This is a genomic window from Acinetobacter sp. 25-47-130, assembly GCF_056779705.1.
In genome coordinates, this window is sequence record NZ_JBWYII010000007.1 from 97,713 (window position 1) to 110,885 (window position 13,173).

Consider the following 13,173-nt stretch of genomic DNA (forward strand, 5'->3'; position numbering starts at 1 on the left):
CATATGGCTATGCGTCCTGATGTTCGTCGTCATACAATCATTATTATTGTATTTTGCATCGTGCAATGGGCATTTATGCGTTATATCTTGAATGAACAATTATTTAACCTCACCACTTATCAGCGTATCGTGTTCTTTAGTACGAGTAGTTTTATTGCCGCATTTGGTTCAATCGCCGCACTTATTTATATGGTGATTAAAGGAAATGCGGATAAATAAGCATTGAGCTTACTTCCCTCTTCATTCTTCTCTTGCTTAAATTAAGTCAGTATTCATCTGACAAGATTCACCTATTATCAATAAATTATTAATTTTTAAATATAAATTAAATACCTAAGGGTTTAAAATTTTTAATAAAAACTTATGTCGATCATATTGGTGCACTATAGGAATCACAGATTGATCTTTATTGACTATTTTGCCATCTAACAAAGATATCTCTTCTTGCGAAAATAACCCTAAAGTTATTATATTGGAATCATTAGGTTGGCAGAATTGAATATTGGGTATACGACCATCGAATATCAACTTATTATGCATGGCTTGATCATAAATTCGATTCGACATGATTTTATATGGAATATTACAAAACTCTCTTATCATTAACTGAATATAAGCCAGCATTGACTCTCGATCACCATAGCTTACTCCTGAACATGAAATCTGCTGCATTCCCATTTGCTCTAAGACTTCTACACCGTATGCATCTTTAATCCAGTCAGCGTTATAAGCCTCATCCTTTAATTTAACCTTTTGTTTTTCCATCCCGACATACAATCCATGTACGATGCCATCAAGTGGTGGAGCTTGGAAAATTACATCCCGAATATCAGATAAAAGAATTTTTTGAGCATTTGGACGAAGTCGAATCGCTTTTTGATACTCAAAGAAACGACCTACATGAGGATAACTCGCATAGTTCAAAGCGATTTCTTTCCAACCTTGCATTGGAATTTTAGCTACAAATTGAAAAAACAGAGTGGCGCAACGTCGTGCCAACTTATGTTTGAGTAATCCAACATAATCATTACGATAGTGTAGCTTACCCATAGAACTAAATTGGTAATTAATAGTGTAGTGTTGAATATGCTTTAAGTGTTTTCTATATTCTTCTAATTGTTTACGATAAATGATTAAAACAAGTTCACCATCAAATTCAGTATGATCTAAAGAGTTTATGAACGCTAAAATTTGAGAAACACTGTAACCTGTAGCAGCAGCTAGAATAACCTTCTCATCACCCATCGATATTTTTCCTATTTAAACTTAATTGTTCGGTGCTGATATACATCCAACAGTTGCTGAATGAGTCTAAACCACTCCCGTACAACCTTTTGTTTAAACGTCAATTTCTGCTTGATATGCTGTACTTGAATATCAAAACGCTTACGACGATTCTGCTCTAAACTACTTTCAAAAATTTCTTTTTGTGTAGGCTTTAATATATCGCTTTGAATACACAACCCAGGACTTAATTGATATGGAGTATACTGAGTTGACTGATCAAATAATTCAAAAACTATATGATCAACAGCCACCATTTCATCAAGACTTCGAGCATATTGCAATAATTGTTCACAAGCCTTTCTAGATAAAATATAGCCAGCACAACCTAAGTGTATACCATTCAGCTGATACAACGCTCGTTTACCAGGTACTATAGCTTGCTTTTGATAAGCCATTTTTATTTTTTTTGAGAAAACTTCAAGTTTGATTATATGTGTATCTTTTGGTATCCAATTATAATTCTCTAAAAGTAGATGACTCTCTTGACCCAGGTAAACATCATCTTCAAATATAGTAATAAAATCAAATTGCTCATCAACTGCTTTTTTCCACAAAGTGAGGTGACTCAATAAGCAAGCTATTTCACCTTCTGTAAGCTCTGTCTTTTGAAAATTTAGATCTAATAAGTTAATCGATTTCTGACTAGAATCAGGTGTAATCGCATTAAAAAACTCAAAACCAACATTTTGACGATTGAATTCAATGCTTATGTGTTCACGTCGGCTCTTAGCAGTCTCTAAGCTAATAACAAAATTTTTCATAATTCAGCTACTTAAACTCTACTTTTCTAGCAAACAAACATAGCCTCAACTTATGAATCAAACGAAGAAATTCTCGTTTGATTTTTTGATCAATGCTCAACATTTGTTTTGGTACTTTAAAATTGTTGCGGAAAGCATCTAGCGAACTAACGAGCGTAATTTCTTGCTTGAGAACTTTCTCTTGTATACAAATCGCAGGTTCCAACTGATAAACAATATAATCATTGTGTTTAAGCAAATCAGAGAATAGTATGTGATCCAATGGTTTCAACGTTGTTTGATGCTGAATATAGTTTAGAATATTCTTTATGGCTTTTTTCGAAAGTATATATCCCGCAGCCCCAAAGTGATCTGTTTTTAGCTCACTTATTACATGTTTTTCTTTACTTAATTTTGATTTTTTTAAAATTACTCTCTCGAAGAAAGTTTCAATCTTTAAAATATCTATATTTTGTTCTAACCAACTACTATCCTTTAAAAATAATGATGCATCTTCAGTTAAAAAAATGTCATCTTCAAAGATCGCAACATAATCCAAACCATCATTCAGCGCTTTCTTCCAAACAGTAATATGGCTCAATGCACACGCCAATTCACCTTCACTAATTTTAGTCAGGTCAAAAAAATCAAAATCAGATTTTATAATTTCGTAGGCTAAATCGGGAGTTAGAGCATCAAAAAACTCAAAATCAATTTTTTTTGCGTGAAATTCCTCAGTGATATGACTCCTTCGCTCATGAGCAGAAGGTAAACTTATAACAAAACTCTTCATATAAAATTGGGGATCTACTTTTTACTAAGCTTATAAAATAAAAAAAGTTAATAGATTATGGTTGTTAATAAATTTCACATTCAACAGTTCTAGTATGAAAAAAACATATACATTATACTTTAATTTAGATTAATTAAAAAAATATCTATCCATAAAAGTTAGTTTTTCTAGTTTGTCTAATTACACATTAGAACATTTGCAATACATTTAAAAACTACATGAGAGTTTAGCATTTTTAATGCCAATCTAAATGAGTGCTATCTTTCAATAATGATGGAGCTTGATAATTAAATGCTTTACCCTCAACAGCCATTTGATATTTTTCTAAATATCCATACATCATTTTTTCAGCATTAAAATATTCTTTAACATGTTCGTGGCACTGTAAAGGATCATATTTCTGATTCAAAATAGCATCGACTAACTCATCGGTTTGAGGTGAAAGTTTTCCACAAAAATGAGGAACTAATTCTGGAATAGCCCCATAAGGCGTTGAAAAAACTGGACACCCGAAATACATACTTTCGATAATCGCTAAACCAAATGGTTCATGCCAACGCACTGGAAAAATCAAACCTTTTGAACCATTTAATAGTGCGAGTTTTTCTTGACCGCCCACCATACCATGAAAACGAATATTTGGAGAAAATGTTAAGCGTATGCCTCGTTTAAAATTAAAGCGGTCACCACCCAATACATCTAATTTTTGCTTCGCTTTTAAAGCAACATTGATCGCACCTTTGACATTCTTTAAACGCCAAGCCGCTTTACCTAAGAAATGATAATAATCACGCTTGGCTTTCCAATTCACATTACCATAATTTGACCAATCGAGGCCGTTATAAACAAAACTGTTCGACTGATGTCTCTCTGCATGATTTTTTGAAACAAAAATAGTATTTCTATCTAACAAATCACCCACTTGAGCATTACCATGTTCTGTCACAACATAAGGTATATCAATTTCAAGGTTTTTAGGTTGGAATTGAAAATGAACGATATCTGTATTTTCAGGAATTAATTGACTCCAAGATTTAAAAGGATCAATTTCAATAACTTCTGCAAAATCACAAGTTGAGCCCTTCGGGACGATAAATGTGACTTTATGACCGAACTCGACTAATTTTTTTGCTAAATCCCAAATAACTCGCTCCGTTCCACCGTAAGCAAAAACTGGAATCGTCGACATATTTGCGATTACAATATTCATTTATTCTTCTCTTGATTCATTTGCCAAAGCATCACGTATTTATTAAAGGTGTATCCCATCGAAGCGATTGCCAAAAATAATCCATATGCTCCACCAACAAAATCACCTCGGATAATATATTCTCGAATAAATGAAAATATTGATCGAAATATTAAGGCAATTAAACTGACTTTTTTTCCATTTTTAAACTTATCTTTTGCCCAATCATGACTATATCGAACATTTTTGAGCAAGAAATGGTGTAAATCATCGTTGGTCAAATGAGCCAAATAACCTGGCAAACATTGTGCTGAAACCCCTTTTTGGTCTAAAGATTCATGCACTTCTAAATCTGAATACTTAAAATGCTCACGTGAATAAAGTCTTGCAAGTTTGTCGGTGTACCAGCCTCGTTTTTGAACTTCAACACCACAGAATAAATTCACTCGCGCCAAACTAAACACTCGATCATACTGTACTGGCTGCTTTAGAATTTCTGCAATCGAGTCACGTAAAGGTTGATCCAATCGCTCATCTGGATCCAGAACCAACACATAATCTTGAGTGGCATAACTTTGAGCCAATTGACGTTGCTTACCAAAACCTTTCCAATCAGTATTTACAAACCATTTTGCACCGTAACGATCAGCAATTTCTCGAGTATTGTCCGTGCTTCCTGAATCTAGAATGACGATTTCATCCACGAGATCAACCACACTATCTAAGCAATCTGCCAAATGTCTTGACTCATTTTTTAAAATAATCACCAATGATAAAGTGGATCTTTTTTCTGTCCCAAGCTCGATTGAAGTTAGATTCTGCAATGCTTGATGTTCAGCAACAAACTTTCCTTCGGCATTGTTATGATGTAGATCATACAAAATTGCATATTTATTAAAAGTATATTGCGCAAATATTATCGAGTATAAAAAACCATAGCGGCCTTTCAAAAAACGACCATCTACAATATATTGTTTTATAAATGCCCAGAATGCATGCAGTAAAATTGCAAATGATGAAGTTGATTTTCCACGATTAAAACGATCAACTGCCCACGCTTTCGCGTATTGGAGTCTTTTGCTGAGTAAAAATTCTGGTGTAGGTGCAGTATGATGCAACATGAATCCATTCAATGTTTCTGTTCTAGCTTGATTCAAAACAATAGATTCATGCACTAAATTATCGTTATATTGAAATGATTTAGGATATAAACGCCAATGCGCTTTTATTGACCAATAACGATTGTCAATCTCATGTCCAAAAACACAATCAACGCGTTTAATTCCATAAACGATATTTGCAGGTTGGTTTTGGATAACTTTTAAAATGCTTTGCTTTAATTCTTCAGTAATTTCTTCATCAGCATCCAATGCTAGAATCCAATCACCAGTCGCATAGCTTTGCGCCAATTGACGCTGTTTACCAAAACCAGGCCAATCTGTATTCACAAACCATTGACCGCCAGCAGCTTCGACCAGTTCACGTCCGTGATCAGTACTTCCAGAATCAAGCACAATGATTTCATCTACCCAACCACGCAATGCAGGTAAACTAACTGCTAAATTTTCAGCCTCATTTTTTACCATCATCACAACAGATAAACGGTATGCTCTTTCTTGTCTATTCAACATTTCCATGTTTAGCGCCAAGCATCCTTAATCCATTGACTTGGCAACACATAGCGGTACCATTTACCACCGCCACCATTCACAGCATCAGGTGGATTAATCTCACCATGGAAAATAATAATTTTAGCACCTTCAGGTTTTACTGGTGGCTTAAAAAACGCCATTGGGATTTTTTGTAAACAGTGATATTTATAACTTTTACACCAGCTATCTGGCCAATAGGTTTGCTTCGCATGTTTATCTACATACCATGACAAATAGGCTTGTTCATTACGGAATTTTTTTCGGATCTCATCAAAGTTCTCACGAAAATATGGTAATAATCCAGGGAAAGCGCCCAATTTAAAACGATATACTGAGCTATTACCTGTGATTCGCCATGGTCGTTTCCAGTCGTGAATAATTAAAAAATCACCTGGATAAGTGAAAAAATCATCCATGTTATCAACGATAACAACATCCAAATCTAAAAATAGCGCGTTACCCTTTAAGCCATATAAGTCAGGCTCAAAAGTTGAAAGCTTGTTCCAACCACGCTCAGGCGCACCTTCAGGCAATGCTAACGGTGGAATAGGAAAGCATTTAACATTTGGATCAATTCCTTCTGTACGGTCAGTGAGACAAACCATCTGGAAATCAACAGTCGTGTGTCGTTTCACCATATTGTAAAGACGATTCACATACTCAGAACCATATTTGGTTCCCCACTTCATACACAAAACAATGTTCTGTTCTTGTGCAATCTCTTCTTCTAATAAGACATTGTTTTCATGTATTGACATGCCGTTTTATTCCACCGAATCAATAGCTGCATCATACCACAGAGTTAAAATATTCTTGAACGATAAGAATTCAAACTCCTCAAAATTGAAATCAAATCTTCATTAAATTGTCACGTCTTAGAAACCCTACTTTGTCAAATTAAATTTAATCTGGCTTGAACTAAAATAATGAAAATTACTATTGTCGGCACTGGGTACGTCGGTCTCTCAAATGCGATGATTTTAGCGCAACATCATGAAGTCACCGCCTTAGACATTGATCAAAATAAAGTAAATTTATTGAACAAGAAAATCTCACCTATACAAGACACAGAAATCTCTGATTTTCTAAGTAATAAACCATTAAACTTTAAAGCAACAACTAATGCTGTGGATGCATATTTTCAGGCAGACTATATTCTTATTGCAACACCAACTGATTATGACCCTACAACCAATTATTTTGACACTTCAAGTGTTGAATCTGTGATCACTGAGATTTTAAGTATCAATCCATTAGCGACGATCATGATCAAGTCGACAGTTCCTGTAGGTTACACCCAACAACTAAAAAGTAAATTTGAAACACAAAATATTATATTTTCACCCGAGTTCCTGAGAGAAGGAAAAGCATTGCTGGATAACTTATATCCTTCAAGAATTATAATGGGTGAAAATTCTGAACGAGCACATCAATTTGCAAACATGCTCATAGAAGGTGCTTATAAAAAAGATTGTCCAGTCTTATTCACTGACTCCACGGAAGCAGAGGCAATCAAACTTTTTGCAAACACCTATTTAGCTATGCGCGTTGCGTTTTTCAATGAACTAGATACTTACGCTCAACTATACCGATTGGACACTCGCCAAATGATCGAGGGTGTTTGTTTAGATCCTCGAATTGGTAAATTTTATAACAATCCATCATTCGGTTACGGCGGATATTGTCTTCCTAAAGATACTAAACAATTACTCGCCAACTACGACCAAGTTCCAAGCAATTTAATTCAAGCCATTGTAGATGCGAATATTACTCGCAAAGATTTTATTGCACAGTCTATTTTGGAGAGATGCCCTAGCGTTGTTGGGATATATCGTTTGGTCATGAAAAGTGGTTCAGACAATTTTCGATCTTCAGCAATACAAGGCGTTATGCGACGTCTCAAAGCACAAGGAATCAAGATCATTATTTACGAACCCACACTTTTAGATAAGAAATTTCAAAACTCAAAAATCATCAAAACACTGGAAGAATTTAAAAAAAGAGCAGATTTAATTATTAGTAATCGTCATTGCGATGAACTGAATGATGTTGCAGATAAAGTGTATACCAGAGATATTTTTGGTAAAGATGATTAAAAAAGGACTCAATTGAGTCCTTTTTCAAAGCCTTAATTATTTCACATATGTTAACCAGTGAACATATTTAGGGTCTTTACCTTGTACGGCATCGAAGTATGCTTTTTGGATTTGTGTTGTGATTGGACCACGAACACCCTCACCAATTTGACGGTCATCATATTCACGAATTGGCGTTACTTCTGCCGCTGTACCTGTAAAAAAAGCCTCATCAGCGATATAGAATTCATCACGCGTAATACGACGTTCAACGACTTCATAACCAAGGTCTTTCGCAATCGTAATAATGGTTTGACGTGTAATACCATCAAGAGCACCACCAGCGATATCAGGGGTATGAATCACACCATCACGCACTAAGAATACATTTTCACCAGAGCCTTGGCATACATAACCTTGTGGATCAAGTAACATTGCTTCGTCATAACCTGAGTGCGCAACTTCTTGGTGTGCCAAAATAGACAGCGTATAGTTTCCTGATGCTTTCGCCTTACACATCGTCACGTTAGGGTGATGGTGTGTAAAAGAAGAAGTTTTTACACGAATACCCTTCGCCATTGCTTCTTCACCAAGGTAAGCCCCCCAGCTCCACGCAGCAACCACTGCATGAATTGTATTATCCGTCGCTGCAATACCTAGCTTTTCCGAACCAATAAAGATAATTGGACGTAAATAGCAAGAAGCCAATTTATTTTCACGCACCACATCAATTTGAGCTTGTTCTAACGCCGCCTGATCAAACGGAACTTTCATCTGATAAATTTTGGCAGAGTTTAAAAGACGTTTGGTGTGTTCTTTTAAACGGAAAATTGCCGTTCCATTCGGAGTTTCGTAGGCACGGACACCCTCAAACACACCCATACTGTAGTGTAAAGTGTGTGTTAAGACGTGAGTTTTTGCTTCACGCCAATCAACTAATTGTCCATCTTGCCAAATAAAACCATCACGATCAGCCAAATTCATGACCTAAACTCCAAATTTTTATACACAGTCATTTCTATCCAACTACTGATGCAGTTGGATCTATTAATCTTTGCCATAGCTTGCAAACGACCTTACGGGTATCGAGCCAATTCGCAGCACTCACTTGCATGGATTGATTTGCAAGGGCTAAACGATGACTCTCGGCACGTTCACGGAGATAAGCTTGAATCAATGCTGTCGCATCGGCGCTGGATAAGCAGCCAGTTTTTGCGGCATCCTCAAGGATTCGTACATTGTCGGAGTAATGGGCGAGATCAGGATTCGTCCCACTCCATGCTAATACTGCATACTGTGCCATAAATTCGATATCAACGATACCACCTGCATCCTGTTTTAAATGAAAAATTCCATCTTTTTTTTGCTCATTTGATGAGCCTAAATGGTCTTTCATTTTTTGACGCATTTTTAGCACTTCTGCTCTCACCGTTTCTTCATTTCGAGGCAAAGTTAAAATACGACAGCGTAATTCCTCAAACTTTTCTCTTAAGCTTTGCTCACCCGCTATACTACGCGCACGAACAATCGCTTGATGCTCCCAAAGCCATGCATTTTTAAGTTGGTATTGCTCAAAAGCCTTAAGGCTTGTGACGAGAAGCCCAGCTTCTCCTGAAGGACGCAATCGTGTATCAATCTCATACACACGACCATCTAAAGTTTGGGTTGTCATCAGCGACATGAGCTTTTGCCCAACACGCATCGCAAATTCAAAACCACTAATTGGTTTCAAGCCATCTGTATCTGCCTGCTCATCCATATAGTGAATAAAGACTAAATCAAGGTCTGAACCATACCCAAGTTCAATACCGCCTAATTTCCCATACCCAATGACACTGAATGCCATATGATTTTTTGAACAACGTTGACCATCTGCATCTACTGGGTAACCATGTTTTTTTGCTGTAATTTGATATGCTAAATTCAAAGTTGCTTGAACTGAAACCTCAGCAATATCGGTGAGCGCATCAGACACACGCATCAGTGGACTTTCAGCCAATACATCACTTGCTGCTACAGTCAAAACATTCGATTTTTTAAATAAGCGCAATACGCGCATTTGATCTTCCACTTGATCAATTTCAATACGCAGCAGCTGCTGTCTAAGTGAATCCTCCAAATCTTGGCGTTTAGGTAACTCAAAATCCATCGATAAAAACTCATCGAGTAAAACTGGATAATGAGTTAACTCTTCACAAATCCATGGGCTTACAGTCGCCATTTTAACGAGTCGCTGTAATGCTCCTTTACTTTCAATTAACATCACTAGATAGACTGTTCGCCGCATCACAGATTCAACCAGTGGCATCAGCCTTACCAAAGCGACTTGTGGATTATCCGATTCAAGAACAGCTTGAATCAGATGAGGCCAAAACTCTTTTAAACGATTAACTGCTTTAGCGGGTAATTTTTTGATGGCATGTCCATACCAAAATTCACGAACCAAATTTTTAGCAGACTCATCTAAAACTTCATTCAATTGCTGCTCTATTTGGCTAAAGCTTTCAACCAATGGATCTACTTCTTTTTCTTTAATCAAATGCTCAAACTGATAAGTTACTATAGCGCGCTTCTCATTGAGAACATCTAAGAACGCATCCCAACTCTCAAAACCAAGTGTCTCTACGATGCGATTTCTTTGGTCAACCTCAGTAGGCAGTGATTGCGTTTGTTGGTCATTTAAGGCTTGAATAGCATGTTCCACACGACGCAAGAATAAATAAGCATTTTCAAGCTCATCTACCACTTCAGGTTCAAGTAGTCCAACAACCCCCAAATGATGTAGACTCACTAAACATTGACGGTCTTGTAGCTCAAGTTTTGAACCACCATAAATCAACTGGAAAACTTGAACGATAAACTCGACTTCACGAATACCACCTGCACCAAGTTTAATATCATCTTCAATATTTCTACGTTGAACTTCACGCTCAATCATCGCTTTCATTTCACGCATCGCTGCAAAAGCGGTGTAATCCACATAACGGCGGAATACAAAAGGTCGAGTCATTTCCAGAAGCTCATCCCCTTCCTTTCCTCCTGTAACAATACGCGCCTTTATCCATGCATAACGCTCCCACTCACGTCCATGTTGACTGAGATACTTTTCGAGTGCCGCATGACTGATTGCAAGTGCTGAACCATCACCCCATGGCCGTAATCGCATATCCACTCGGAATACAAATCCATCTGCGGTGATATGTTCCAACAAATAAATAATTTTTTGCCCCCAAAGGATGCAAAATTGCTGAACATCAATACATTTACGACCATTTGTTTCACCTTGCTCATCGAAGGCAAATATAAGATCAATATCACTGGATAAATTAAGTTCCTGAGCCCCCAATTTACCCATTGCAATCACGATAAGGTCTTGAAGCTTACCGTTATAGCCGATCGGCTCTCCATGTTTGGCTTGCAATGGACGATAAGCGAAGCTTTTGGCTGCATCAATACTGGCATCGGCAAAGTCTGAAAGCTCACGAGTCAATGTAATAACTGAAATGAAGCGGTTCGCATCCTGCCAAATCCACCGAAACATTAAACGTGCTCGCAAAATTCGAATTTTTTGCATCCATTCTTTTTCATCCTGAATGTCAGCAAGTTCTTTTTGTACAATGTGATAGATTTGTTCAGTACTTAAAAATTTATTAAATTGATCAGATGAATAATCTTGTTCTAATAATGTTTGATGTAAATTATAAACTTGTTCCGCGTATTGACTGGCTCTAAGAGTTTTTTGCAACTGATCAGCATTCATTTGAAAAAAAGCCTGAATAAATCTAAAACTCTTTTATATCAGTCCTTACGCAATTTGTGGACTATTTAGTTCACTTTTTCCAAAGATGTTTGATTACTCGTATTTGGGGTGGTAGGTAACGCTGCATGAGTGTCTGCTTCAGGTAATATGACTTTAAAAGTCGTACCTTGACCTTGTTGAGAACTGACACCAATTTCACCATGATTCAAATCAACAAATCTTTTACATAACACCAAACCTAAACCAGCACCTTTTTCACCAGATGTACCACGAATAGATACCTTCAAATCCGGTTGAAAAAGCTTCTCAATTTGCTGTGATGTCATACCTAAACCTGTATCGCGAATGGCAATTTCGACACCTTGATCGCATTTTGATGCTTCGATATAAACTTTTCCAGTTCCATCCACATGAGTAAACTTCAAAGCATTGGATACCAAGTTTTGAATCACTGATGTGATCATATTAATGTCGGCAAAGACTTTTAACTCTTGCGGCACACTTTCAATTAATTGAATATTTTTTTTCACAGCCAACGTGTTTAAAACATCAAAAACGATTTTTGTCACCTGTTTAAGCTCAAACTGAATAGGATGATAGACAAATCTCCCGCCTTCAGCCATTGCCCAATTTAATAGGCTTTCCAATAAGTTATAAGTCGATTGAGCGGTATCATGTAAATACTCAGCGATATTCTGTACACTGTCCTCATCCAAACTTTCACGCTCATTGGCCAATACATCAGAAAAACCTAATAAGCCATGAAATGGTGCGCGTAAATCGTGTGCAATGATTTGAAAGAATTTTGTTTTACTGAAATTAAGCGCCGATTGTTGTTCATATAATTCTTTGAGTTCCGCATAATCCGAATGAAGCTCTAATATACGAATTAAGCTCATTGAAAAATCATAAACCAGTTCTAAATTTTGATCATCAAAAGGTTGGTGCTGATTATCAAATAAAATCACTTGACCAATTGAAAAATCATCATTCACTTTTAAATCAATGGCTATAATTCGCTCGTGATCAACTCCGAGTTGATGAATATGTGCTGAAAAAGATGAATAATTAGGATGATCACGACTGATCGAAGTTTGACCCGCGAAATATGGTAATAATTTTGCTTTTTTATTGGCATTAAAAGCTTTAAATCCATTTGGAGAAGAATGCCACACATATGGTTCATCATGAAAAGCTAAGATTGCTGATTCCGCATTTAAAATGCCACGCGCAAATCTTAAAAAACTCTCAAGTTGATTTTTTGGCGTTGATACACCGAGTAAAAGAGACATTTTGCAGGCACTGAGCTGATCAGCTTGATCGACATCTATAAATTCTATTTTCATGTCTACATCCTGCCATGGAGTAAAGGGGAATAATGATCGATTACATTTTATTTTTTCATTTCACAGTAAAGAAATGAAACCTTATTTCATCAAGACTAATACATTCTCAAATATTAAGAAAGTGCATTTTTGAGGACTGAATATCTAGCTAAAGCATGAGTCATACTTTATAAAACGTAAGCGTCTAGTGAAGATCGATTGAATAAACCATAACTATTTATTATTAAAATAAAATTTACTCAATCCTTATCTTATATTATTCATCAAATCTTCATTTGAAATTTTAAAATTCCTTTATTTATTTAAAACAAATAAAAAGGCCCTCAAGTCT

The 13,173-nt window shown here is 36.3% G+C and carries 11 protein-coding genes; 2 read left to right on the top strand and 9 right to left on the bottom strand.

Annotation, left to right across the window (positions count from 1 at the left end; translation table 11 throughout):
* Positions 1-3: 3 nt before the first annotated feature.
* The gene (locus AC1M83_RS09875; RefSeq protein WP_035265580.1) at positions 4-219 is read left to right on the top strand and encodes a hypothetical protein; all 216 of its coding nucleotides are present in this window, start codon (positions 4-6) and stop codon (positions 217-219) included.
* 114 nt (positions 220-333) lie between these two features.
* On the opposite strand, the gene AC1M83_RS09880 is transcribed toward AC1M83_RS09875, so the two are convergent.
* From AC1M83_RS09880 to AC1M83_RS09905, 6 genes are all read right to left on the bottom strand, one after another.
* Complete coding sequence (locus tag AC1M83_RS09880) at positions 334-1,245, bottom strand: hypothetical protein (RefSeq protein ID WP_481590557.1); 912 nt, start codon at positions 1,243-1,245, stop codon at positions 334-336.
* 11 nt (positions 1,246-1,256) lie between these two features.
* Positions 1,257-2,048, bottom strand: a complete 792-nt coding sequence (locus AC1M83_RS09885) for a glycosyltransferase family 25 protein (RefSeq protein WP_481590558.1) — start codon at positions 2,046-2,048, stop codon at positions 1,257-1,259.
* Positions 2,049-2,055: 7 nt separating this feature from the next.
* On the bottom strand, positions 2,056-2,820 hold the full coding sequence (locus tag AC1M83_RS09890) for a glycosyltransferase family 25 protein (protein ID WP_481587166.1): 765 nt from the start codon (positions 2,818-2,820) through the stop codon (positions 2,056-2,058).
* A gap of 235 nt (positions 2,821-3,055) precedes the next feature.
* On the bottom strand, positions 3,056-4,030 hold the full coding sequence (locus AC1M83_RS09895; RefSeq protein ID WP_092767587.1) for a glycosyltransferase: 975 nt from the start codon (positions 4,028-4,030) through the stop codon (positions 3,056-3,058).
* Positions 4,027-5,637: a glycosyltransferase family 2 protein gene (locus tag AC1M83_RS09900; RefSeq protein WP_481590579.1), complete on the bottom strand. Its 1,611-nt coding sequence runs from the start codon at positions 5,635-5,637 to the stop codon at positions 4,027-4,029. The genes AC1M83_RS09895 and AC1M83_RS09900 overlap by 4 nt, the downstream gene beginning before the upstream one ends.
* 11 nt (positions 5,638-5,648) lie before the next feature.
* A complete protein-coding gene (locus AC1M83_RS09905) occupies positions 5,649-6,419 on the bottom strand; it encodes a glycosyltransferase (RefSeq protein WP_092767589.1) in 771 nt (256 codons plus the stop codon).
* Between the two features lie 168 nt (positions 6,420-6,587).
* Here AC1M83_RS09905 and AC1M83_RS09910 point away from each other — a divergent pair, with 168 nt between their 5' ends.
* Entirely contained in the window at positions 6,588-7,757 is a 1,170-nt protein-coding gene (locus tag AC1M83_RS09910; protein WP_481590559.1) for a nucleotide sugar dehydrogenase, read from the top strand.
* A 36-nt stretch (positions 7,758-7,793) separates the two neighbouring features.
* Here the strand turns inward: AC1M83_RS09910 and AC1M83_RS09915 are convergent, their stop codons facing one another.
* From AC1M83_RS09915 to AC1M83_RS09925, 3 genes are all read right to left on the bottom strand, one after another.
* The gene (locus AC1M83_RS09915; protein ID WP_481590560.1) at positions 7,794-8,720 is read right to left on the bottom strand and encodes a branched-chain amino acid transaminase; all 927 of its coding nucleotides are present in this window, start codon (positions 8,718-8,720) and stop codon (positions 7,794-7,796) included.
* Positions 8,721-8,754: 34 nt separating this feature from the next.
* Positions 8,755-11,496 (bottom strand): bifunctional [glutamate--ammonia ligase]-adenylyl-L-tyrosine phosphorylase/[glutamate--ammonia-ligase] adenylyltransferase, encoded by a 2,742-nt coding sequence (gene glnE / locus AC1M83_RS09920; RefSeq protein WP_481590561.1) that lies wholly within the window; start codon positions 11,494-11,496, stop codon positions 8,755-8,757.
* Between the two features lie 65 nt (positions 11,497-11,561).
* Positions 11,562-12,842 carry a sensor histidine kinase gene (locus AC1M83_RS09925; RefSeq protein WP_481590562.1) on the bottom strand — a complete coding sequence of 427 codons (1,281 nt, stop codon included), beginning with the start codon at positions 12,840-12,842 and terminating at the stop codon, positions 11,562-11,564.
* Positions 12,843-13,173: the final 331 nt, after the last annotated feature.